This window comes from Nostoc sp. DSM 114159, assembly GCF_053470285.1.
This window is the reverse complement of record NZ_JBPFEH010000001.1, coordinates 3,079,526-3,104,567: the sequence shown is the minus strand read 5'-3', so window position 1 is coordinate 3,104,567 and position 25,042 is coordinate 3,079,526. Positions and strand designations below refer to the sequence as shown.

The window sequence follows — 25,042 nt, the reverse complement described above, 5'->3', positions numbered from 1 at the left end:
AAGAGACAAGGTAGACAAGGAAGAGGGGGGAGATAAGCGAGAGAGTTGTTGAATAATTGCCCCTTGTCCCCCTTGTCCCCCTTGTCTCCCCTGCTCGCCAACATTTTTAGGAGAATTAATTATGCCCATTGAATTTATTGGATTGATTCGGACAAAACGGACTTCGGAATTAAATAGTGCATCAGGTGGTCTGGGCGATGACATCATCGATCCAGCTTATGTTCGTGAATTTGCCAAAGCTCATGAAGAAGGAGGCTTTGACAAAGTATTGATTGGCTATAGTTCTAGTAGCCCTGATGGTTTGACTGTTGCAAGTTTTGCTGCTTCAGCAACCGAACGATTGGGCTTTTTAATTGCTCATCGTCCGGGTTTTGTCGCACCAACTCTGGCAGCTCGCAAGGCAGCTACCCTTGACCATTTTACCAACGGTCGGATTGCAATACATATTATTACTGGTGGTAGTGATGTTGACCAACAAAAAGATGGTGACTGGCTAGATCATGACAGCCGTTACCGTCGCACCGATGAATATTTAGAAATTGTTCGTCGCGTCTGGACAAGCGACACTCCCTTTGATTACGAAGGTGAATTTTACCGCATCAAGGATGCTTTCTCTGCGATCAAGCCGCTGCAAAAGCCCTATATCCCGCTTTACTTTGGTGGTGCATCTGGCCCAGCCGTACAGGTAGGAGCCAAACACAGTAATGTCTATGCTTTGTGGGGTGAGCCAATTGCCGCAGTTAAAGAACGAATTGCAGAGGTACGTGCTGCCTTACCACCCGATCGCTCCATTCGCTTCAGTGTCTCTCTGCGACCGATTCTTGGTGCTACAGAACAAGAGGCTTGGGAGAAAGCACATAGTATTTTAGCACGAATTCAAGAGTTGCGAGGAGGCGCAAAATTAGCTGCCCCAGCTAGACCCCAGGCGGTAGGATCGCAACGTCTGCTAGATTTTGCTGCCAAAAATGAGATTTATGATAAGCGTTTATGGACACCGATCGCCGCAGCTACTGGTGCGGCAGGTAACACTACTGCTCTAGTGGGTACACCAGAACAAGTAGCAGAGGCTTTGGTTGATTATTACGATGCAGGTGTGACTACCTTGTTAATCCGGGGCTTTGATCCTTTAGAGGATGCGATCGCTTATGGGCGTGATGTTATACCTTTAGTACGTGCAGAAGTCGCACGACGAGAACGGCAAACAGTTGGAGTAAGGAGTTAATACCCCGGTAAACAAAGATAAACTAGGCTAAAACCCTCTTGCTTCTTGCTTGATTCCAACTACAAATTTTGACGCTAACCTACTTGGAATAATTTACTCAATACTTAAAGAAGTCCTGCTGATTCATATAATCGTTTAAGCATTGCTGAAATCTTTGTACCATAATCTAAATCTGCTGACCATCGCCCTGATAGCTGATCGATTAATGGCGCAATCCCGCGTGTGACAAAACGAAACCTGGGATCTACTACTTCCTGTACCAAAGGTTCTAAACTAGCGTAAGCTTTCAAATGTTGAACGTGCGCTCTAACTCCAATTCTTGCACTTGGGAAAGACGCAGCCTCCGAACCGCCACCGATCGCACCTAAGCCTGCAAAGTTATTTTGCTCAGGTTTAATATCACCACCAAACCGTAAAAATCCCGTTTCTACACACATTTGGCAAAAGGCAATATCATAGTTCACTCCCTCTATACCTGCTTCTTCGCGATAAAGTTTGGGGATATCAGGAAACTTTGTTATCGCATTTTCATTATTATTTCTCAGGAATAATTGTAACTGGACTTCGGAAGTATTACCGTTCGACATTACGCGCGAAAATTGACCAGGGCAAACCACCAAATTCGAGCGCAAGCTAACAGTACGCGTCGCCGCATCCCAATTAACTGCAATATTAAAATCTCGGAGTTCGATTGCTTTGACATAAACTACTTTGTGATAGGTAATGCGATTGACATTAGCCGCTTTTGAAAGGTCAATTCGGAGAAGGTCTACTAAATCAATAGGGATGTAAGCATTCCCATTAACTAAAATTCCTTGCTCGGTGTAACTTTGTCCATTAATATTAATATTAATCGGTGGATAATTTGCTTCAGCTGGAGTTCCGGGAGTGGGGTCAATTACACGACTCCAAGTCACCAATCCATCGACAATTCCTAAAGCAAAATCGCGGCGACGAGTTTGCAGCAAAGCCCGATCCTCTGGATTGCTGAGAAACCCCACTTGCATCACCAAAGCTGGCAGCGTTGTCTGACGACAGAATGCTAAACTACCCAATCCACTATCTGTATCTGGCTTGACTCCCCGATTCGGTAATTGGGGTACGCGGCGTAATAACCCCACCAGCAATTGTTCGGCATTACTCTTGCGATCGCTATTATTAGCTATGTAGAAAACGCTAGCCCCACGCACAGAAGGACTGTTAGCCGCATTAGCTGCAATTTCTAGGGCGACATCACCCCGACGGCCGCGGGAATTGATCCAAGAGATAGTTTGGGCGGCGCTCAAGTCATCAGGAACCGCTAAAATTTCCAAACTCCGCGCCCTCAGTTCCGTGACAATCAAATCCCGCAGCAAAATCATTTCTTTTGCTTCAGTTGTACCACCTGCGATCGCACCCCAATCTATTCCTCCCGCTTCTTTGCCTCCATGAGCCGCTGATATAAAAATACGCCCCATTTTCAGTATTTCCTCTGATAAAATTAAGTCTAAGCAATTCTATACATCATTCTTGGTCTAGCAACAAGAATATAATAGCTATCAGAAGTCATTTGTCCTTTGTCCTTTGTCCTTTTTTCAAAGTTAATGCCCAATGACTAATAGACTTCTTGCAGAAGTAGTGAAAAGGGTAAGGGGGAAAGGGAAAAGGAATAAAAAAACCTTTCCCCTTTGACCTTTCTCCTTTTCCCGCCTCTTGCAAAAGTAACTTTTGCAAGAGGTCTAATGACTAATGACCAATACTTCGACTACGCTCAGTACAAGTGACTAACGACTAATATATGCAAATCCCCCGCTTGCACCCAGACACAATTGAGGAAGTTAAACTACGGGCTGATATTGTAGATGTCGTCTCGGAATACGTAGTTTTACGCAAACGAGGAAAGGATTTTGTCGGTTTATGCCCCTTCCATGATGAGAAATCTCCCAGTTTCACCGTTAGTCAAACCAAGCAAATGTATTATTGCTTTGGCTGTCAAGCTGGGGGAAATGCCATTAAGTTTGTCATGGAGTTGGGAAAGCGTTCTTTTGCTGATGTGGTGCTGGATTTAGCACGGCGTTACCAAGTACCCGTGCAAACTCTTGAACCCGAACAACGTCAAGAATTACAGCGTCAGCTATCTTTGCGCGAGCAGTTGTATGAAGTTCTCGCTTCTTCAGCACAGTTTTATCAACACGCCTTGAGACAATCCCAAGGACAAAAGGCACTTCAATATTTGCAATCTAACCGCCAACTCAAAGAAGAAACTATACAGCAATTTGGTTTAGGTTATGCCCCCGCAGGTTGGGAAACTCTTTATCGTTATTTAGTGGATGATAAACATTATCCAGTGCAAATACTGGAAAAAGCGGGATTGATTAAGCCACGCCGGGAAGGTGGTGGGTATTATGATGTATTTCGCGATCGCTTGATGATTCCCATCCGTGATGTCCAAGGGCGTGTTATTGCCTTTGGTGGCAGAACTTTGACTGATGAACAGCCTAAATATCTGAATTCACCCGAAACCGAACTTTTTAGTAAAGGTAAAACCTTATTCGCCCTCGATCGAGCCAAAGATGGTATTTCTAAACTCGATCGAGCCGTGGTGGTAGAGGGATATTTTGATGCGATCGCTCTCCACGCTGCTGGTATTAATAATGCCGTAGCCTCACTCGGTACAGCTTTAAGCTTAGAACAAGTCCGGTTAATATTACGCTACACCGAATCGAAACAATTAGTACTCAACTTTGATGCTGATAAAGCTGGAACCAATGCCGCAGAACGAGCGATTGGTGAAATTGCCGAACTGGCATACAAGGGCGAAGTTCAGCTAAAAATTCTCAATTTACCCGATGGCAAAGATGCTGATGAATATTTGCATAGCCACACTCCAGAAGATTATGGAGAACTGCTAAAAAATGCGCCACTTTGGCTAGACTGGCAGATTCAGCAGATTATTCAAGACCGTGATTTAAAACAGGCTACTGATTTTCAGCAAGTAACTCAGCAAATAGTCAAATTACTTAAAAATATCGCTAACAGCGATACACGCAACTATTACGTTTCTTACTGTGCAGAAATACTCAGTTTAGGAAATACCAGACTTATACCCCTAAGAGTCGAAAATCTGTTAACTCAAATTGCTCCGGTTGCGGCGACATATTCTAAGCCTGTGTTAGCGAAGAAAGCATGGGGAGGTGGCAAATCCCCACTGTCCATTACTTCGGCGTCGCTCAGTACAAGTCCCAACTCCTCACTCCCGACAGAACGCAGTCTTTTAGAACATGCAGAGGCATTATTATTGCGAATTTACTTGCATTGTCCCGAACAGCGTCAAATGATTGTTGACGAACTAGAGAAGCGAGATTTGCAATTTAGTCTTTCCCACCACCGATTTTTATGGCAACAGATTTTAGAAATTTCATCCGATGATGGAGAGACGAAAAACTTTGCGTCTTTACCAAATTTAATTTCCCGCCTGCAAGATCGGTTCTTAGAATTTGACAGCGAAATCGGGTTAATTTCTCATTTATTTCATGTGGATGAAAAAAACCAAAAAGAAATACTGCGGACTGGGCAAGTAGTTCAAGCTGCGATCGCTTGTATGGATTTAGTGATGCTTGAAAAACGCTATCGTCACTTTTTGGAACTATGGCAACAAACCGATCCAGAAGCGGAACCAGAGCGCTATGAATATTATTATCAGGCTTTCTACGCTGAAAAAATCAAGCTTCAACAAATAGACCGACAACGGTTATTTTCCATCACCGAGCTTTTGTAGGCTTGCACTCACGCTCAACCTAAATCTTGATTAGACCTCAAGATAGTTCAGTAGACTTCTTGGCATTGTGGGGAAAAGGTTAAAAGTTAAAGGGTAAAGGTGGGCACTAATAAAAGCCCAAAGGCTTGTGTCGTCTTGTTCCCAGCCTCCAGGCTGGGAATATATTTAAAGTGGGCTTCTGCCTCTTGTCAAGCTACCTCTAAAGCAATACGGTTCGGTTAAAGGGGAAAGGGGAATAAAAAACCTTTAACCCTTACCCATTTCCCTTTTCCCCAAACCCTATTTTGAGTTCAAAATGCTTATCTGAACCGTATTGACCTCTAAAGTGGTTGTATCCCCAGCAAACCTGGTAAATCCAGAGAGGCGAGGTGTTGATAAGCTCGATCTATAACTCGCTTACCTCTAAGAAAGCCTGTATTAGCTCCAGGACAAATATACTGGAGAGTTTCTGGTGTAAAACGTTCTAACAATAATCGAATGCTCTGAATTTGCCTTGGCCAGTGAAAGGTTTTAGCTGTCCGTAATGGTACTGGTTGACCGTGCTGATTAGGGAGTAAATGGCGACCAGAAAATAATATACCCCCAAATTCGCTGTAGTAGAGACAAGATGAGCCAGGAGAATGCCCTGGTGTCCAAATCACTTGCATAGCTGCATCAAGAGTAAATTCTTGTCTAAAGGTAGTTACGGTTAAGCCTGGTAATAAATACGCTTCTTGCTCTTGAATCAGCACCTCGCAGCCAAAAGCTTGCTGAAATTCAGCAGTCTTGCCAATAGCACCGCGATGGGTGAGAAATAACCAACGCACGCCTCCATGCGCTGCTAAAAAATCTTGATTTGTTTTTTCTAGTGCAGGGCAATCTATGAGGATATTGCCTTCATTTCTTACAATAAAATAAGAGGTTCCCCCTAATGTGTCCCGATTGGGTGGAAAGGCAAAAATGCTCTCTTGTGCGAAGTCCGATTGCAGAGAACCTCCGCTGAATACTTCGTTAGGGAAGACAGCCCGTGGTGGCTTAGTTGTATGACTTGGCTGTTGAGGTAAAGGGCACATAATCAAAGAACCGAAACTGAGGAGTTGTGGACAATTTGATGACAGTGCGGAAATTCTCAAGAATTGCAACTTGAGCGTTAACCAGCACTGTTAACCGTTGTGAAAAAAAATTGAGATTTGAGGTCTGCCTTGTAGTTAATGCTATGGTGCTGAAGCTACTGGTGGGGCGTTTTGTCAAAATTACTGAAGAGAACATGGCATTTTGGTTTCTGTTTATCCTCCTGCTGGGGCTTGCTACTTATCTAATGGTGCAGCGCAGCGTTGCTCTCATTACCCGCACACCAGTATGGTTGTTGTGGCTGGTTTTAATGACACCAGCATTTCTGTTGAGTGGATGGACGCTAATCTACGGAGCGAAACAACCTCCACCGCCAGAGCTGATCCTCTGGTCGGTATTTTTCTGCACAGTCTTGTACTGGGTGTTGTTTCAATGGGGGCGTCAAGTACCAAGAGATACACAGACTGACGAAGCCCAAACCCCAGCCTCAGAATCACAACCGACTATCCAGCCTACCCCAGAACCAATAGTGCGTCCCATTGAACCAACGGAAGAAACCCAACTACGAAATTGTTTTCCTTGGTCTGTATATTACATTCAAAATATTGAGTATCGACCCCAATCTGTGATTTGCCGGGGTCAGTTGCGAACTAAAGCCAGCAACGCTTACCAGCAGATTAAAACTAATATTGAAGCACAATTTGGCGATCGCTTCTTGCTGATTTTTCAAGAAGGCTTTAATGGCAAACCTTTCTTTGTCCTTGTTCCCAATACTCAAGCTGCTGCTAAACAGACAGATACACCACGACGCAACCAAGAACGATTAACTCGACCAGGATTAGCGCTGATGCTGCTAGTAGCTACTTTGATCACTACTACCTTGGTGGGAGTGCAAAATGCTGGTGTGACTCTGCCGCCTATCTGGCAAATTGGATCTTTGTTCAAACTTCTATCTAACCCAGATGTCCTATTCAAGGGATTGCCTTATGCTTTAGGACTGATGGCTATTTTGGGCACTCACGAACTTGGGCATTATTTAACAGCTAAATTTTACAAGATTCGCTCGACATTGCCTTACTTTATTCCCGTACCTTTCTTTTTGGGAACTTTTGGCGCATTTATTCAGATGCGTAGTCCTATTCCCAACCGCAAAGCTTTATTTGATATTAGTATCGCTGGGCCAATTGCAGGTTTTGTTGTCACCTTGCCACTACTAATATGGGGTTTGGCTCATTCTGATATAGTTTCCCTGACTGAAAAAACCCGACTTTTAAATCCTGATGCGCTCAATCCCAAGTATTCAATTTTACTGGCTATACTCTCGAAGTTAGCTTTGGGAAGTCAGTTAACGGCAAAATCAGCCCTCGATCTGCATCCAGTTGCAGTAGCAGGTTTTTTAGGACTAGTTGTCACAGCGTTAAATTTAATGCCTGTGGGACAATTAGATGGAGGTCACATTATCCATGCGATGTTTGGACAACGAACTGCGATCGTAATTGGTCAAATTGCTCGCGTGTTGTTGCTATTACTTTCTTTAGTTAGGGAAGAATTTTTGGTGTGGGCGATTATCTTATTATTTATGCCGTTGATTGATGAACCTGCACTGAATGATGTCACTGAATTGGATAACAAACGTGACGTTTGGGGGTTACTGGCAATGGCTTTGTTGATTGTAATTATTCTGCCATTACCACAGGCGATCGCTAACTTTTTGCAAATTTAAAAAGATTCAGGAGTCAGAATTCTGAAGTAAAACAGGCTTTATACCTGGATTTGAGGCGAATCGTTGTGTACTTTACTTCCCCTGAAATTGGCTGTATCAAAGATCGCGATCGTTATCTCTCAGCAGCCCATAGATTTGTCTATGAGGTTTTCCCCTTGTCCCCTTGTCTCCTTGTCCCCCTTGTCCCCTTGTCCCCCTTGTCCCCCTTGTCCCCCTTGTCCCCTTGTCCTCTTCCATGCTAATTCTGGAGTCCGTCCCTTTAAGCCAATCATCAATTTCAGCATAAATACTTTTAATACAGGTACTCGCTGCAAAAACCATAAACCCAAACGACGAACCACCACCACAGGGAAGAAATTATTAGAGAACATCCGATCTAACAAATCGGTGAAACCTAAAATTGTCAGATTCTCTAGCTTGCGCCAGCGTTCATAACCTTTGAGAATCTGAATGTCACCAATATCTTTACCCGTTTTGTGCGCTGCTTGAATTACTTGCGCCAAAGCTGCTGCATCCCGAATGCCCAAATTTAAACCTTGTCCGCCGACGGGATGGCAATTGTGCGCCGCATCACCAATTAATGCCAGTCGCGGGAGAACGTAGCGATCGCTTTGCATAAGTTGTACCTGAAAAACAAAGCGATCGCCGAGTAATTCCAGTTTGCCCATTTGATCGCCATAGCGGCGGCTGAGTTCTGCCAAAAATTCCTCATCATTTAAAGCACATAAAGCTTTTGCTTCTTCGTGGGGGGCTGTCCAGACAATGCGGCAACGGTTTCCCGGTAAAGGTAAAATCGCAAGGGGGCCGCTAGACCAAAATCTTTCGTAAGCGGTGTTATTGTGGGGTTTTTCTGGTTTGACAAATGCCACAATGCAAGATTGCCAATACTTCCAGCCCGAAGTTTTGATGCCAGCAGCTTGCCGAATTGGCGATCGCGATCCATCTGCGGCTACAACTAATTTGCTCTTGACTGTCTTTAGGCGATCGGCAATTTTTATCTCGATGGTGACTATATTCTGCTGGTATTGCGTATTTACCACTTCCGCCGGACACAAATAAGTCACGTTGGGGCAATTTTGGACGAAATCTTGCAATGGCTGCAACAAAGCTTGGTGTTCCGCCACATAACCCAACTCTGGGGTATTTATATCATCTGTGGTAAATTCCACTACATCGGGATAATCGGCATCCGAAAGACGGACTCGGCAATATTTAGCGATTTGCGGCAACATTTTGTCCCAAACGCCAATTCCTTGATAAATTAGCGACGAAAGCTGATGAACTGCATAAGCTTGTCCTTTGGCTACCGCCGCAGATGCTACTTTCGCCTCAATCAGCAAGATACTCAAACCAGAATCTTTTAAAGCAGAGGCTAGAGTTAATCCAATAATCCCACCGCCGACAATTACCAAATCATATTCATATCCTTGCTCATTTGGCGGTGTTAGTTGAGGGGAAATTTGCTCAAGCTGCGTTATGGTCATTGTTAAGTTAGATTACAGCGTTTTAACTCTTATTTTGACGCGATCGCGCCTTCTTGAGCAAGTTAACAATTCAAAATTGTATCCATAACCCTTGTAGAGAGGCGAATTTTCGCGTCTTTACGAATTATTTGCTGACTCGATAGACTGGTCTAATCTGACGATAAGTATTAAGCAAGCTGAGAAATTTAGGACCATCAAAATTTATCGGGTCAACTTTTTTACCAGAACGATCTACTAAATGATGCGTAGTGATGCGATCGTCTGGGACTTGACTTTGAGCAATTAACCAAGCAAGAGAATGATATTGAGCTTCCGTATAGCCGCTATGGGTTTGTTGACTATTACTGTCATAACTATCTGGTGGTGTTTCCAAAGAGACGTGATAAGCAAAATTATTCACAGACGCGGGTAAAGTCGGATTAGTCTGTACAGTTTCCACTCCCTGCGAACCATCAAACACAGAGTTAGCTGCACCAAAAGCCCGCTTGTCTGGCGGTACTAGATAAACCACTGTGCCGTCTAACTTGATTAAGGCGTGGTAACTTGCTTGCACACCTTCATCGCTATGGGCTACTTGAAAGAAATTAATGGCGCTAGAAGCAGAATAACCAGTTTCATGGATGACGATAATTGGTTGATTGTTGACAGGAATGCCGTTAACATCTTGGGTGTAACGTTCACCATAGTTACTTGGATCGACTGAAGCAACTTGATAATTAGGTCTGTACTGTGCAAAAGCTTGAGTGGTTATGTACCTTGCTACAGGCTGGTTAGTCTTGACTGGGGACTTGATAACATTTTGAAATTTCTTCTCTGGCTCTTTGGCTGATTGAAATTGCGCCTGGGGATATTTACTGAAAGTTGTAACCTGTGGATTGGATGTACGGGATATTGTCGGATTGTTGTGTAATTTTGTTGCTCGTCCAATTAGCAGTACTACAGTTAGAGTGGCGAACATTAGCCAGATTAGTAGTACTCTAGTCACCCAGTCTGTAAACTTCATTTTTCTAATACCCGTAAAACCGTAGATATTAATTTATAGCTAAACTGGCGTGTCAGTTGTAGAGGCGCACTTCTGTAAACCACTACCGCTTATGGTATCCAAATAATAATCGCTATAATACCTTAATTCTAGTCAAATATACCTTGATAATCCCTGCAATGGTGCTGTTAAAAGCTATTTAATTTCAATGCCGTGGGTAGTGGATTCGTGGGTGTGAAAGTCTTCATCGTGTAGCGCTCTTAATGATGTTTTACCCACATCCTCTTCACCAACTACTAGCAGTTTAGAAAAATATTATCCTTTAGCTTCTAACCTGGCTCGAAGATAGGTCAAAATTACCTCCGTTCCCTGCTCAACAATTTCAGGCGGCGGCGATTTTAATTGTGGATTATTATTTACGGATAGCTCAGTCAAGTTGGAGAGTCGACAGATTTCTAGCGGCAGGCTGCTGAGTTGATTGTAAGAGAGGTCTAGCCATATTAAGTTTGAGAGTTGGCTGATTTCTGGCGGTAGACTGCTGAGTTGATTGCCAGAGAGGTCTAGCCATTCCAAGTTTGAGAGTTGGCTGATTTCTGGCGGTAGACTGCTAAGTTGATTACAAGAGAGGTCTAGCCATGTCAAGTTTGAGAGTTGGCTGATTTCTGGCGGTAGGCTGCTGAGTTGATTACCAGAGAGGAATAGCTCAGTCAAGTTAGAAAGTTGGCTGATTTCTGGCGGTAGGCTGCTGAATTGGTTACCACAGAGGAATAGCTCAGTCAAGTTAGAAAGTTGGCTAAATTCTGGCGGCAGGTTGCTGAGTTGATTGTTATCGAGGTTTAGCCATGTCAAGTTGTAGAGTTGGCTGATTCCTGGCGGCAGGCTGCTGAATTCATTACCAGAGAGGGATAGCTCAGTCAAGTTGGAGAGTTGGCTGATTCCTGGCGGTAGACTGCTAAGTTGATTGTTCTCAAGGGATAGCTCAGTCAAGTTGGAGAGTTGGCTGATTTCTGGCGGGAGGCTGCTGAGTTGATTTTTATCGAGGTATAGGTGAGTCAAGTTGGAGAGTTGGCTGATTTCTGGTGGCAGACTGCTAAGTTGATTTTTATCGAGGTATAGGTGAGTCAAGTTGGAGAGTTGGCTGATTTCTTGCGGCAGGCTGCTGAGTTGATTGTTATCGAGGTCTAGATGCGTTGCTTTTTCCCTGGCAGCTTTTTCAATAATTTGCAACAGTTCTTCGTTTGTCATCAGCAAATCTCACCAACTCTGTAGCGATATTTACTCAAGTAGTATATCGTAACTAAGCATTACAGATTGGATTTGTGTGTTCATGTCCATAAAAACGGCTGTAATGTTTAAATTAGTAGGGTGCCGCAGCTACGCCCGTCGTAGACATCGCTACCCTTGCAATAACATTCACTTATTCATGAGTATCAAAGACTCGCTCACAAGTATAAAAGACTCGTCCGCGAATATCAAAGACTCGTCCGCGAATATCAAAGACTCGTCCACGAGTATCAAAGACTCGTCCACGAGTATCAAAGACTCGTCCGCGAGTATCAAAGACTCGTCCACGAGTATCAAAGACTCGTCCACGAGTATCAAAGACTCGTCCGCGAGTATAAAAGACTCATTAATGGAGTTCAAAGGGTGCGCTACGCTTTCGCGCTAACACACCCGAAAACTGCGATCGCCTTATAATAAGGATGTCTACGACGGGCGTAGCTGCGGCACCTATAAAACAAATCCATAACTACTTACCCCAATTCTCTTGATGGAGAGACGGTTTCATTAGTTTGAGAAGATGGTTTATTCAAGAAGAAATTCCAAATTCTTTGAATAGCTATTATTAGAAAACCAATCACGATCGTTCCTGCTACCACTGGTAAAGCTAGCGCCAGCACAGAAAGTCCGATGGCAACGAGCAATTCAATGGTTGACACAACTGGATTGGTTAATCCACCGGAAACGCCAGTAGAACTTATCCGCAATAAATTCGTTAATCCCTGAGTTAATCCTGCGGTTCCACCACCAGCAACTAAAGCTAACGTCCATTGCACCAGTGGATTCATCTCTGGAGCAACAGATGCTGTGACGATTGTCCCGGCGATAAATGCCGCAGGAGTGGCTACAATATCCAGCAGATGATCCAACCAAGGAATGTAATAACCGATAATTTCTAGGGAACAAGCGACTGCAAATACAATTACAGCTTGAGGTGTTTCCACCCAATCAAAGTTAGTCGGCAAATCTAAATGTCCAAAAACTGAAGCCACACTCAATGCTAGCAGTGGTACAAATACTCGAAAGCCAGCCGCCGCGCTCAAACTAATCCCCAGTAATAATTCAATAAATGTATTGAGATTGAACAAAGAATTTAGATCCATAGTAGGACTCAAGTTATACTCCTGTGTTTTTTGCATCTTTGAGCTGAACGGAGTAACAACTCTCAGCTGTAATCCCAAGATAAGAAACTTGATGAAAATATTTCATCTGACTATGTGTAGAATCAGTGAAACCCTACCTATGTCAATACTGCGTAAGTTTTGCCTAAAAAATAACTCCAATGTAGGTTGCGTTTCGTTCATCAACCCAACATTTTCAGGGCTTTGTTTGTGAGCCAGCGACCTCTAGAGTAATATCATGTCCGCATAATTAGTTATGCTAACCACAGTCATTACACCCTACCCGCCGATGCTTTGGCTACGGTGTACACACAAGTCACCAGTTTTATCCCAATACGCTTGGGATAAGTCAGAAACCCCTCATGTAGAGACGCGATTTATCGCGTCTAAAAGACTGACACGTTAGAGAGACGCGATAAATCGCCGTCTCTACAAAGAATGGACTCGTCAATTATTCCTTGACAGCTTTTGCATAATTCTTTCCTCGCCAACCTTGAGAAATCAGGCCAAAATGAGCGAATAGTAAGTTTCAGCAAAACAGACTTTATTAAAAGGATGCCGAAAATATCACAATCTTGGAAAATAATAAAGTAAGTCGAGTATCACATGACTCACTTGATATCCTCATTTATTCTAGGAAAATATGACTCATTCTTTCCTTGAACGCCTGCGTAGTCCAGATAGCCCAGTCCTCGTCTTCGACGGGGCGATGGGAACCAACTTACAAACCCAAAACCTGACTGCTGAAGACTTCGGCGGCCCGCAGTATGAAGGTTGTAATGAATATTTAGTCCACACGAAACCGGAAGCTGTCGCTAAGGTTCACCGCGACTTCCTCGCTGCTGGTGCAGATGTCATTGAAACCGATACCTTTGGCAGCACGTCTCTGGTGCTGGCAGAATATGACTTGGCAGACCAAGCCTATTACCTCAGCAAGACAGCCGCAGAATTAGCCAAGCGTGTGGCTGCGGAATTTTCCACGCCAGAAAAACCCCGGTTTGTGGCAGGTTCCATCGGCCCGACAACGAAACTTCCTACCTTGGGACATATTGACTTTGACACCATGAAAGCAACTTTTGTCGAACAAGCAGAGGCGCTGTGGGATGGTGGTGTTGATTTATTTTTGGTAGAAACTTGCCAAGATGTGCTGCAAATTAAAGCGGCGCTGAATGCCATTGAAGAAGTGTTTGCCAAAAAAGGCGATCGCCGTCCGTTGATGGTGTCTGTGACAATGGAAAGCATGGGCACAATGTTGGTAGGTTCAGAAATCAGTGCTGTGCTGACAATTTTGGAACCTTACCCAATTGACATTCTCGGTCTAAATTGTGCCACTGGCCCAGACTTGATGAAACCACATATCAAGTATCTATCAGAACATTCACCTTTTATAGTTTCTTGTATTCCCAACGCGGGTTTACCTGAAAACGTTGGCGGTCAAGCGCACTACCGCCTGACACCGTTGGAATTACGGATGGCGCTGATGCATTTTGTTGAAGATTTGGGTGTCCAAGTGATTGGGGGTTGCTGTGGGACGCGTCCAGAACACATTCAACAATTGGCAGAAGTCGCTAAAGGTTTGAAGCCAAAAGTTAGACAGCCAAGTTTAGAACCAGCAGCAGCATCAATTTACACTACTCAGCCTTACGAGCAAGATAATTCTTTCTTGATTGTTGGCGAACGTCTCAACGCCAGTGGTTCCAAGAAGTGCCGCGATTTGCTTAATGCCGAAGATTGGGATGGACTGGTGTCAATGGCGAGGGCGCAAGTCAAAGAAGGCGCACACATCCTTGATGTTAACGTCGATTATGTCGGACGCGACGGCGTGCGAGATATGCACGAATTAGTTTCGCGCATTGTTAATAATGTGACATTACCTTTAATGCTTGACTCCACCGAATGGGAAAAGATGGAGGCGGGTTTAAAGATTGCCGGTGGTAAGTGTTTGCTGAACTCCACCAACTACGAAGATGGGGAACCGCGCTTTTTGAAGGTGCTGGAGTTAGCGAAAAAGTACGGTGCTGGTGTAGTCATTGGTACTATTGATGAAGACGGGATGGCACGGACAGCCGAGAAAAAGTTTGCGATCGCCCAACGTGCATACCGTCAAGCTGTAGAATATGGCATACCACCCACAGAAATATTCTTTGATACCCTAGCGTTACCCATTTCCACCGGAATTGAAGAAGACCGAGAAAACGGTAAAGCCACAATTGAAGCGATTCGGCGGATTCATCAAGAATTGCCTGGATGTCATGTGATTTTGGGTGTTTCCAATATTTCCTTTGGTTTGAATCCAGCAGCGCGGATGGTGCTGAACTCGGTGTTTTTGCACGAGGCGACGACGGCGGGAATGGATGCAGCCATTGTCAGCGCTAACAAAATTTTACCGCTCTCGAAGATTGACGAACGCCATCAAGAAATTTGTCGTCAGTTGATTTATGATGAGCGGAAGTTTGAGGGTGATGTTTGCGTTTACGATCCCTTGGGAGAGCTTACCACAGTATTTGCTGGGGTGACAACTAAGCGCGATCGCTCTTTAGATGAAAGTCTCCCTATCCCAGAACGTCTCAAGCGTCATATCATCGACGGCGAACGCATTGGCTTAGAAGAACATCTCAAAAAAGCCTTAGAAGAATATCCCCCCTTGGAAATTATCAACACCTTCCTGCTAGATGGGATGAAAGTTGTCGGGGAATTATTCGGTTCTGGACAAATGCAGCTACCCTTCGTCTTGCAATCAGCAGAAACCATGAAAGCGGCGGTAGCGTTTCTCGAACCGTTCATGGAAAAATCCGAATCAGGTAACAATGCCAAAGGAACCTTTATCATTGCCACAGTCAAAGGCGATGTCCATGACATTGGTAAAAACTTGGTAGATATCATCTTGTCCAACAACGGCTACAAAGTGATTAACCTGGGAATTAAGCAGCCAGTAGAAAACATTATCAACGCTTACGAACAGCACAAAGCTGATTGTATAGCCATGAGTGGTTTGCTGGTAAAATCCACCGCCTTTATGAAAGAGAACTTGGAGGTATTCAACGAAAAGGGAATTAGTGTCCCCGTGATATTAGGTGGTGCAGCATTGACTCCCAAGTTTGTCTATGAAGATTGCCAAAATACCTATAAAGGTAAAGTTGTTTATGGCAAAGATGCTTTTTCAGACTTGCACTTCATGGATAAATTAATGCCAGCAAAGGCTACTGGTAACTGGGAAGATTTGCAAGGATTTTTGAATGAAGTCGAAACGGCTGAATCGACTAATGGTCACAAAGAAGCAAAAGCTAAGACTGCTGAAGAAACATCTGCTGAACCAAAAGAAGTAGATACGCGGCGTTCTGATGCTGTGGCGATAGATATTGAACGTCCCACACCGCCTTTCTGGGGAACGAAATTATTGCAGCCGAGTGATATTCCCATCGAGGAAATATTCTGGCATTTAGATTTACAAGCTTTAATTGCTGGACAATGGCAATTCCGCAAACCAAAGGAACAATCTAAGGAAGAATATCAGGCTTTCTTGGCTGAGAAAGTGTACCCAGTTTTAGAAAGTTGGAAACAGCGAATTATTGAAGAAAATCTGTTGCATCCCCAAGTGATTTACGGGTATTTCCCTTGTCAAGCCGAGGGGAATTCTCTACATATATATGACTCAGAGAACCAATCACAACAGATTGCAACTTTCGAGTTTCCCAGACAGAAGTCATTAAGGCGGCTGTGCATAGCAGATTTCTTTGCACCAAAAGAATCGGGAATTATTGATGTCTTCCCGATGCAGGCGGTAACTGTAGGGGAAATTGCCACAGAGTTCGCTCAAAAGCTGTTTGCTGCCAATCAATACACCGATTATCTGTATTTCCACGGCATGGCAGTGCAGGTGGCTGAGGCTGTAGCTGAATGGACACACGCTAGAATTCGCCGGGAGTTAGGCTTTGCTGCTGAAGAACCCGACAATATTCGGGATATATTGGCACAACGCTATCGTGGTTCGCGGTATAGTTTTGGTTATCCAGCTTGTCCAAACATCCAAGACCAATACAAGCAACTGGAGTTATTGCAGACTGACAGGATTAACTTGTATATGGATGAAAGCGAACAACTTTATCCAGAACAGTCTACCACTGCGATTATTACCTATCACCCGTTAGCGAAATACTTTAGCGCGTAGAATCCTACTCGTTAACTCAATACGCTTGATGTTAGTGATATTTTACCCTTAAAGATCCCCTTTTAAGGACTCTCTCCTTCTAGGCTAGGGTGTGCATACAAGTCCTTCTCACCCCCTCTAACTCCCCCTTGCTAAGGGGGAGAACCGGATATTTCCCCCCTTAGCAAAGGGGAGAACCGAATATTTCCTCCCTTAGCAAAGGGGAGAACCGAATATTTTCTCCCTTAGCAAAGGGGAGAACCGAATATTTCCTCCCTTAGCAAATGGGAGAACCAAATATTTCCCCCCTTTACAAGGGGGGATTAAGGGGGGTAAATCCAGAGTTTGGCCTTCATTACCAAGATGTGTGTACACCGTAGCCATCTAGGAGATGTAGTGTATACAAACGAAACAAGGTACTGTTACTTTGATGATTGTTCCGGGAATCCTGTAGTTGTATACCCACCAAATTTATTAATCTCTCAGCTTAGGTAGGCAAGTTTTATGCAACTCATCACCTCCTTAGATATTAGAAATTCAGAATATTTATCAAAAAATCGCCTCATCAGTTACCATCACCAGTTGCGTCTAATTTTTTCGCTGGGTAATCAGGTAAAAAACGTTCTGGAAATTGGGATTTTTAATTCTCTGCTAACAGACATCTTGAAGAATAATGGATACAACGTCTCCACTGCTGATGTTGACCCCAGCCTCAAACCAGAAATCATTTTGGATTTGACTACAGATTTTTCATTACCAAAAGATAAATTTGATGCGATTGTCCTGTTTCAAGTTCTGGAACACTTCCCCTACGAACAGTCAGAAGAAGCATTGAGAAAACTTGCTATTGCAACCAAGAAATTTTTGGTGATTTCGATTCCCTATTGCACTCAATACCTCTCGTTTCAGGTGAAAACCTCTTTCTCAGGTAGACCAAGGCATTTACTATTCAATGTCCCCAAATTCTGGAGTACAACGCCAGTCTGTGACGAACACTGCTGGGAAATGGGTTTGAAAGGTTATCCGAAAACGCGGATTTTAAACTCTGTTGCCAAAGCTGGGTTAACTGTTAAGCAAGAATTTATCGATCCTACTTATCCATACCATTATTTTTTGGTGCTGGAAAAGAATTCTAGTAATACTTAAACAGCAATCTGTGGGGAGTGGCGAGTCGGAAGTAGGGGAATCCGAATCAGAAAATGGCGGCAAACAATGCTCAAAAAAGGTGCGATCGCCTAAGCTATGCTTTTAAAATCCTAATTGGTATCATGCCCTTCTGTGTTCTCCGGGTTTATCCTGGAAAGCAGAGGGCTAGGTTGTATTACCTACTATCATCATTTCAGATACTAACATCGAAAATTACCAATTATGCTAGAACAAGGCACTATCAGTATTCATACTGAGAATATTTTCCCGATCATTAAGAAGTCGCTTTACTCAGACCACCAAATCTTCTTACGGGAACTGGTATCCAACGCTGTAGACGCCATCCAAAAGCTAAAAATGGTATCCCGCGCCGGCGATTATGCTGGTGACATCGGCGAACCAGAAATTGAAATCGCCATTGACAAAGATAAGAAAACTCTATCCATCTCCGATAACGGTATCGGAATGACCGCAGATGAAGTTAAGAAATATATCAATCAAGTTGCCTTCTCTAGTGCGGAAGAATTTATTCATAAATATGAAGGCAAATCAGACCAACCGATAATCGGTCACTTCGGTCTTGGTTTCTACTCTTCCTTCATGGTGGCGCAAAAGGTAGAAATTGATACCCTATCCTATCAAGAAGGGGCACAGGCGGTTCACTGGACTTGCGATGGTTCCCCAGCTTTCACTCTCGAAGAATCTTCTCGGACAACTCGCGGTACTACTATTACTCTCAGCCTAGAAGGAGAAGAAGAGGAATTTCTCGAATCAGCACGAATTAAAAATCTTGTCAAGACATACTGCGACTTTTTGCCAGTCCCGATTAAACTAGATGGCGAAGTAATAAATAAGCAAAAAGCACCGTGGCGAGAGTCTCCAAATAACCTAACTAAAGAAGATTATTTAGAGTTTTACCGCTACCTGTATCCTTTTCAGGAAGAACCTTTGTTATGGGTACATCTAAATACAGACTATCCCTTCATCATCAACGGGATTCTGTATTTCCCGAAAATGCGACCGGATGTAGATGTTACCAAAGGGCAGATCAAGCTATTTTGCAATCAAGTTTTTGTCAGCGACAACTGCGAAGAAATTATCCCGCAGTTTCTGATGCCGATGCGGGGTGTGATTGATAGTACCGATATTCCCTTGAACGTATCGCGGAGTGCCTTGCAAGGCGATCGCACCGTGAAGCGAATTGGTGATTACATTGCCAAAAAAGTAGGCGATCGCCTCAAAGAACTTTTCCGCGATAACCGCGAACAATACATCAGCGCCTGGAAGGATCTTGGTACTTTCGTCAAATTCGGCGTTCTCAACGACGAGAAATTCAAAAAACAAATCGAAGATATCATCGTCTTCCGCACCACCGCCAAGTTGACAGAAAAACCTGCTGCTGAAACGCCAGTGGTTGAAGTCCAATCTTCAGACGGCGATGCTTGGCAAGATGTCACTCCTTCATCCAGTTCTGACTCAGCACCCAGCGCTCCCTATACTACGCTGAAAGAGTATCTAGAACGCAACAAAGAACGCCACGAAAACCGAGTTTTCTACAGCACCGATGAAGCAACCCAATCTACATACATAGAATTGCACAAAAATCAAGGCTTGGAAGTCCTGTTTATGGACTCCTTCATCGACACTCACTTTATCAACTTCCTAGAGCGGGAATATCAGGATGTCAAGTTTACGCGGGTAGACTCAGATTTAGATAATACTCTGCTAGAACAAGATAAAGATAAGGAAATTGTCGATCCCAAGACGAATAAAACTCGCAGTGAGACAATCAAAGAATTATTTGAGAAATCCCTCAACAAACCCAAACTCAACATCCGTACCGAAGCTTTGAAATCAGACGATCCTCAAGGAACACCACCTGCGATCGTGCTTTTACCAGAAATTCTCCGCCGCCTGCGGGAAATGAACGCCATGATGCAGCAGCAGTCAGCAGAGTTTCCCGAAGATCACATTTTACTGGTGAATACTGCTCACCCACTGATTCAAAATCTGGCTAATTTGAACCAAGGTAGTATCATTCAAAGTAACGGTGAATCGTCTACAGATCAGTTAGTCAACTTGATTTGCCAACACGTTTACGATTTAGCGCTGATGTCTCAGAAAGGATTTGACGCTGAGGGAATGAAATCCTTCGTCGAGCGATCGAATGAGGTACTCACTAAGCTGACGGAACAAGCGAGTAAATAGTGCTGAGTGGGAAGTTAGGAGTTAGGAATTAGGAGTTAGGAGTTATTTCTCCCCTGCTTCCCCTGCTCCCTGCCCCCTGCCCCCTGCTCCCTGCCCTCATCTCTCCACTTCTGCTGCCTAAGACCTAAAATGGAAAGGCTCTATTAAAATAACAATCTGGAGATAGTAGCTATGTCCCGTCGCTGTGAACTAACTGGTAAGAAGGCAAATAACGCTTATTCTGTTTCCCACTCCCACCGCCGTACTAAACGCCTTCAGCACGCTAATTTGCAAGACAAGCGGGTTTGGTGGGAAGCTGGAAATCGCTGGGTAAGACTAAAGTTGTCTACCAAAGCAATTAAAACCCTACAAATTAATGGGTTAGAAGCAATGGCAAAAAAAGCTGGCATTAACCTAAATCATTACTAAGTAATCTGGATTTCATAACCTGAAACTTTTGTAGTAGCGTGGCAAGCCTTAAATGTTGTAATAAATTTTCTTGTGGGACGGGTGTCCTCAACCGTCTGGGCGGGCAAGATGCCCACCCCACAAGAGCTAAATTTTATGCACTATTTTAACGTGAGTTCGACAAGCCCTTTTTTGACCTCTCTCCCAACCCCTCTTGGACACCCAGAGGGGAGCCAAAACCCTAATTTCTCGTTGCTCCTCCCTTTCCCTGTGGGAGAGGGAGGTTGTCCGGGAGAGGTTCATCGAACTCACGTTATTTTAGCCTTGCCACGCCAGTAGGTTGCAATATAGGTCAATACAGTTCAGTTAGCGCCAAAAAACTTAAGTTGTGTAGGTTGGGGAGCCACTGCGTTGGGCGGCTATGCCGACTTGTAGCACGTGGCGTTTGAGGAACGAAACCCAACATTTTCATAGCTTTGTTGGGTTGCGCTTTGCTTCACCCAACCTACAATTTTTCTTAACTGAACTGTATTGGCTTATCTGTTGGCTTCCATGCCCACCCGGCAATAAATTTTCTGGCTTTTAGCTTAAGTCTACTTCAGTAGACTGGAGATTTTTGGCGATATTTAGTCATCTTCAGATGACTTTAGCGATGAGACGGGAATTTCAATTCCCGGCGGACAAGCGGTTTGGCGTTAAGTTCACACCTATGAGCATTGGCATTGCTGTGCCCCTACCGCGTGGTCTATTTACCTGAAAATAGCTGTAACCCAAGCGTATTGCTCTATATTTTGAATTATGTTGCTAGTAAGAGAGAAATATAGGAATCCATTTTGATTTGGAGAACTAACTTGATTTTTTAGGCAAAAGGCAAGAGCAAAAAGACTCTTTGAATTATACTGAGCTTTTTGACGCAATCAAGATGAGTTCTTTATGTAATTTTTACACTACGGATAAATTCCAGTGTTTCTGAATAAAAATACTTATCATTTTTCTATTTTTCATAATTGAAGTTAGACGGCTCTCCACCCAAAATTAATGATGAATTGATTTTGTAATTGCTCGACACTCTTAACAAGAGGCCGAAATAGAGATTAACTGAATAAATAGAAAAACTGCCTGACCTCAAACAACTATCAACGAGGCAAAAGAAGCCTTGATAGTAAAGCTATGAAAGAAAATCCAGAAACTAAAAAACGCACAGTAAACTAAAAGTAATCAAGACTCTCCAATAACTAAGACTAGTTGAGCAATTACAAATAAACAAGGGAATACTGAAAATAGGTAGTCTATTTTATTTATAATTTATGACAACGAACAGTTATGAAGCGTCGAACCACTTAGATCGGCAAGAGTGTCACAAACAGCTACAGCTAACGGTTCAATATCAAAAAATATTGGCGAGGATTCTGGCTAAGATTCGCGCATCTGTAAATATAGAATCTCTCTGTTCGACTTCTTGTCAAGATATTTGTCGGCAATTGAAGATTGAGCGAGTTGCAATCTACCGTTTCAATGAAGATTGGAGCGGTAGTTTTCTCAATCGTTTTGGCTTTGCAGAACATCCTTGGGATGCATTGACTGCCTTTGGACAGGATTTAGTTTGGGAAGATTCACATTTGCAAGAAACTCAGGGAGGGCGATATCGCAAAAATGAGCCGTTTGCTGTAGCTGATATTTACGATGCAGGGCACGCTCGTTGTCATATTGAAGTATTAGAACAGTTTCAGATTCGGGCGTATGCGATCGCACCCATCTTCATCGGGCCAAAATTGTGGGGAATGCTGGCAGCCTATCAACACTCCGCTCCTCGGCAATGGTATCCTCACGAAGTTGAATTTTTCGCTCAAGCTGCCAGCCATCTTGGTGTGGCAATGCAGCAGACAGAAACCCTAGAACAAACCAAACAACGCACAGCAGAACTGCAAGATGCGATCGCGCGGCAACGGGCTTTGACGGAAGTGGTAGGAAATATTCGCTCCTCTGTAAATACCGAAATTATTCTAGATACTGCCTGTCAAGAACTTTGCAAACTCCTGAAGTTAGAGCGGGCAGCAATTTACCGCTTTAATGAAGATTGGAGCGGTGAATTTGTCAGCCAATTCGGGATGGTAGAGGCGCAGTGGGATAGAATCAATCCTTTTGGCAAAAATCTCGTTTGGGAAGATACCCACCTCCAAGAAACGAAAGGTGGACGCTACCGCAATAACGAGAGTTTTGTTGTCAACGACATCTACCAAGCCGGACACTCGCGTTGTCATATCGATATTTTGGAGCAATTTAAGATTCGGGCATATACCTTAGCACCCATCTTCATCGGCCCAAAACTGTGGGGACTGATAGCAGCCTATCAACACTCCGGGCCGCGCCAATGGGCAAATTACGAAGTGGAGTTTCTCGGACAAGTAGGGGCACAATTGGGAGTCGCGATTCAGCAAGCCGAGAATTTAGCTCAGTCGAAACAACAGGCTTCTGCCCTACAAGATTCGCTTGCTCGACAACGAGCATTAACTGAAGTAGTCGGTAAAATTCGCTCCTCTTTAAATATTGATTTAATTCTAAAAACTACTTGCCAAGAAGTATGTAAACTGCTACGAGTTGAGCGGGTTGGCGTTTATCGCTTCAATCAAGACTGGAGTGGCGAATTCGTCAGTAATTTCGGTATGGTTGAGGCACACTGGGACAGTATCAATCCCTTTGGCAAAAATCTCGTTTGGGAAGATACTCACCTTCAAGAAACCAAAGGCGGACGCTACCGCAACAACGAAAATTTTGCTGTAGAGGATATTTATCAAGCTGGACACTCGCGCTGTCATCTCGATATTTTGGAGCAGTTCAAAATTCGCGCTTATGCGTTAACCCCAATTTTTGTAGGACGGAATTTGTGGGGATTGTTAGCTGCCTATCAGCATTCCGCACCGCGCCAGTGGGATAGTGTGGAAGTGGAATTTTTGGGACAGGTTGCTAGCCAACTAGGAGTGGCACTGCAAAGTTCTCAAATGGTGACTCAAATTCAAACTCGCGCTGATGAACTGCAACAATCGGCTGAACAGCGCCGAATTTTATTTGATTTAGTCGTCAAAATTCGGGAATCTTTGGATTTAGAGACGATCCTTAAGACTACAGTACAGGAAGTTAGGCGATCGCTAAATACAGATCGAGTTGGCATTTTCCGCTTCGATCCGAATGTCGGTTTTTGCAGCGGTGAATTTATTGCTGAAGATGTCTTACCCAAGTTCGATTCTGCCCTCGCCGTGAAGGTGCAAGACTATTGCTTTGGCGATCAATATGCACCGCAATATCGCCAAGGGCAAGTGCAAGTAATATCTGATGTCAACAGCGTTGGCTCCAAAGTACCTCATCTGGATATAATTGAGCGATTCCAAGTCAAAGCACAGATTATTGTGCCATTGATGGAAGGGGATGAACTGTGGGGGTTGTTGTGCATTCACCAATGCACCCATACACGTCATTGGGAAGAAGCGGAATTGGAATTTGTCACCCAAGTGGCGGCTCAACTCAGCGTAGCACTGCGTCAAGCCAATTTATTTCAACAATCCAGTTTGCTGGGTCAAACTCGTGAAGAAGCGAATCAACTCGCCCAAGCACTGAATGAACTGCGTACTGCCCAAATGCAAATTATCCACGCTGAAAAAATGGCCAGTTTGGGGCAATTGGTGGCGGGAGTTGCCCATGAAATTAATAACCCGATTAATTTTATCCACGGCAACTTAGAACACGCTCATCAATACACGCAAGAATTGCTTCGCTATGTGCAACTTTATTGGCATCATTATCCTGATGCCGCACCAGAAATCCAAGAGTTCTTCAAAAAAGCCGAAATAGCGTATTTGGTCGAGGATTTACCTCAATTATTCCAGTCCATGCAGGTCGGCACTGAACGCATTCGGGAAATTGTCACATCTTTGCGGAACTTCTCGCGCCTAGACGAAGCTGACTTCAAACCAGCAAATATTCACGAAGGCATCGACAGTACATTAATGATTTTACAAAACCGTTTGAAGTCCTCAGCTGATAGTCTCACCATTCATGTGAGCAAAGATTATGGTACTTTACCTCTAATAGAATGCTATCCCGGTCAGTTGAATCAGGTATTTATGAATTTGCTTTCCAATGCCATTGATGCTCTAGAAGAACGAACCACAAAGGAATCTTCTGAAGCACTGGCAAAAAACCCGTGCAAAATCCGAATTTCTACCTCCTTGCTCAATAAAGATTGGATTGTCATTCGCATCGCCGACAACGGACTTGGCATAGATGAAAAAGTCCTCTCTCGACTGTTCGATCCATTTTTTACTACTAAGGTTGTCGGTAAAGGTACAGGTTTGGGACTGTCTATCAGCTATCAAATAGTTACAGAAAAACACAACGGTAAAATATACTGTCAATCTGAACTTGGCAAAGGTACAGACTTTGTGATTGAGTTGCCGATCCGTCAGGTAACAAATAAAAAACAGTAGCTAAAGTCAACGGATCAAACCAGGAATAAGTATAGAGGCAAAGTGATGATTTT

At 43.8% G+C, this 25,042-nt stretch carries 13 protein-coding genes and 1 pseudogene; 8 read left to right on the top strand and 6 right to left on the bottom strand.

The window, feature by feature from the left end:
* Window positions 1-121: 121 nt before the first annotated feature.
* A complete protein-coding gene (locus ACR5KR_RS12735) occupies window positions 122-1,222 on the top strand; it encodes an LLM class flavin-dependent oxidoreductase (RefSeq protein WP_448266771.1) in 1,101 nt (366 codons plus the stop codon).
* Between the two features lie 104 nt (window positions 1,223-1,326).
* Here the strand turns inward: ACR5KR_RS12735 and tftA are convergent, their stop codons facing one another.
* Window positions 1,327-2,679, bottom strand: a complete 1,353-nt coding sequence (gene tftA, locus ACR5KR_RS12730; protein ID WP_448266770.1) for a hormogonium tapered terminus morphoprotein TftA — start codon at window positions 2,677-2,679, stop codon at window positions 1,327-1,329.
* Window positions 2,680-2,999: 320 nt separating this feature from the next.
* Between tftA and dnaG the strand changes: the two genes are divergently transcribed.
* Entirely contained in the window at window positions 3,000-4,979 is a 1,980-nt protein-coding gene (gene dnaG, locus ACR5KR_RS12725) for a DNA primase (RefSeq protein ID WP_448266769.1), read from the top strand.
* A gap of 320 nt (window positions 4,980-5,299) precedes the next feature.
* Here the strand turns inward: dnaG and ACR5KR_RS12720 are convergent, their stop codons facing one another.
* Complete coding sequence (locus tag ACR5KR_RS12720; protein ID WP_448266768.1) at window positions 5,300-6,031, bottom strand: MBL fold metallo-hydrolase; 732 nt, start codon at window positions 6,029-6,031, stop codon at window positions 5,300-5,302.
* Window positions 6,032-6,225: 194 nt separating this feature from the next.
* On the opposite strand from ACR5KR_RS12720, the gene ACR5KR_RS12715 reads away from it, so the two are divergent.
* Entirely contained in the window at window positions 6,226-7,752 is a 1,527-nt protein-coding gene (locus ACR5KR_RS12715) for a site-2 protease family protein (RefSeq protein ID WP_445632122.1), read from the top strand.
* A 236-nt stretch (window positions 7,753-7,988) separates the two neighbouring features.
* Here ACR5KR_RS12715 and ACR5KR_RS12710 read toward each other — a convergent pair.
* The 4 genes and pseudogenes from ACR5KR_RS12710 to ACR5KR_RS12695 form a co-directional block, all read right to left on the bottom strand.
* Window positions 7,989-9,236, bottom strand: a pseudogene (locus tag ACR5KR_RS12710) (FAD-dependent hydroxylase); the annotation flags it as partial.
* Between the two features lie 124 nt (window positions 9,237-9,360).
* The gene (locus ACR5KR_RS12705) at window positions 9,361-10,239 is read right to left on the bottom strand and encodes an N-acetylmuramoyl-L-alanine amidase (RefSeq protein WP_448266767.1); all 879 of its coding nucleotides are present in this window, start codon (window positions 10,237-10,239) and stop codon (window positions 9,361-9,363) included.
* Window positions 10,240-10,533: 294 nt separating this feature from the next.
* The gene (locus ACR5KR_RS12700; protein ID WP_448266766.1) at window positions 10,534-11,463 is read right to left on the bottom strand and encodes a leucine-rich repeat domain-containing protein; all 930 of its coding nucleotides are present in this window, start codon (window positions 11,461-11,463) and stop codon (window positions 10,534-10,536) included.
* Window positions 11,464-11,972: 509 nt separating this feature from the next.
* Entirely contained in the window at window positions 11,973-12,602 is a 630-nt protein-coding gene (locus tag ACR5KR_RS12695) for a DUF4126 domain-containing protein (protein WP_445626226.1), read from the bottom strand.
* 661 nt (window positions 12,603-13,263) lie between these two features.
* Here ACR5KR_RS12695 and metH point away from each other — a divergent pair.
* From metH to ACR5KR_RS12670, 5 genes are all read left to right on the top strand, one after another.
* Entirely contained in the window at window positions 13,264-16,788 is a 3,525-nt protein-coding gene (metH, locus tag ACR5KR_RS12690) for a methionine synthase (protein WP_448266765.1), read from the top strand.
* 483 nt (window positions 16,789-17,271) lie between these two features.
* Window positions 17,272-17,913, top strand: a complete 642-nt coding sequence (locus ACR5KR_RS12685) for a class I SAM-dependent methyltransferase (RefSeq protein WP_420758441.1) — start codon at window positions 17,272-17,274, stop codon at window positions 17,911-17,913.
* Window positions 17,914-18,135: 222 nt separating this feature from the next.
* Window positions 18,136-20,121 (top strand): molecular chaperone HtpG, encoded by a 1,986-nt coding sequence (htpG, locus tag ACR5KR_RS12680; RefSeq protein ID WP_448266764.1) that lies wholly within the window; start codon window positions 18,136-18,138, stop codon window positions 20,119-20,121.
* Window positions 20,122-20,292: 171 nt separating this feature from the next.
* Window positions 20,293-20,529: a 50S ribosomal protein L28 gene (rpmB, locus tag ACR5KR_RS12675; RefSeq protein WP_322708983.1), complete on the top strand. Its 237-nt coding sequence runs from the start codon at window positions 20,293-20,295 to the stop codon at window positions 20,527-20,529.
* 1,286 nt (window positions 20,530-21,815) lie between these two features.
* The gene (locus ACR5KR_RS12670; RefSeq protein ID WP_448266763.1) at window positions 21,816-24,989 is read left to right on the top strand and encodes a GAF domain-containing sensor histidine kinase; all 3,174 of its coding nucleotides are present in this window, start codon (window positions 21,816-21,818) and stop codon (window positions 24,987-24,989) included.
* Window positions 24,990-25,042 lie beyond the last annotated feature (53 nt).

Coding starts and splice junctions, on each gene's coding strand:
- ACR5KR_RS12735 (WP_448266771.1), top strand. CDS start 122: ATGCCCATTGAATTTATTGGATTGATTCGGACAAAACGGACTTCGGAA.
- tftA (WP_448266770.1), bottom strand. CDS start 2,679: ATGGGGCGTATTTTTATATCAGCGGCTCATGGAGGCAAAGAAGCGGGA.
- dnaG (WP_448266769.1), top strand. CDS start 3,000: ATGCAAATCCCCCGCTTGCACCCAGACACAATTGAGGAAGTTAAACTA.
- ACR5KR_RS12720 (WP_448266768.1), bottom strand. CDS start 6,031: ATGTGCCCTTTACCTCAACAGCCAAGTCATACAACTAAGCCACCACGG.
- ACR5KR_RS12715 (WP_445632122.1), top strand. CDS start 6,226: ATGGCATTTTGGTTTCTGTTTATCCTCCTGCTGGGGCTTGCTACTTAT.
- ACR5KR_RS12705 (WP_448266767.1), bottom strand. CDS start 10,239: ATGAAGTTTACAGACTGGGTGACTAGAGTACTACTAATCTGGCTAATG.
- ACR5KR_RS12700 (WP_448266766.1), bottom strand. CDS start 11,463: ATGACAAACGAAGAACTGTTGCAAATTATTGAAAAAGCTGCCAGGGAA.
- ACR5KR_RS12695 (WP_445626226.1), bottom strand. CDS start 12,602: ATGGATCTAAATTCTTTGTTCAATCTCAATACATTTATTGAATTATTA.
- metH (WP_448266765.1), top strand. CDS start 13,264: ATGACTCATTCTTTCCTTGAACGCCTGCGTAGTCCAGATAGCCCAGTC.
- ACR5KR_RS12685 (WP_420758441.1), top strand. CDS start 17,272: ATGCAACTCATCACCTCCTTAGATATTAGAAATTCAGAATATTTATCA.
- htpG (WP_448266764.1), top strand. CDS start 18,136: ATGCTAGAACAAGGCACTATCAGTATTCATACTGAGAATATTTTCCCG.
- rpmB (WP_322708983.1), top strand. CDS start 20,293: ATGTCCCGTCGCTGTGAACTAACTGGTAAGAAGGCAAATAACGCTTAT.
- ACR5KR_RS12670 (WP_448266763.1), top strand. CDS start 21,816: ATGACAACGAACAGTTATGAAGCGTCGAACCACTTAGATCGGCAAGAG.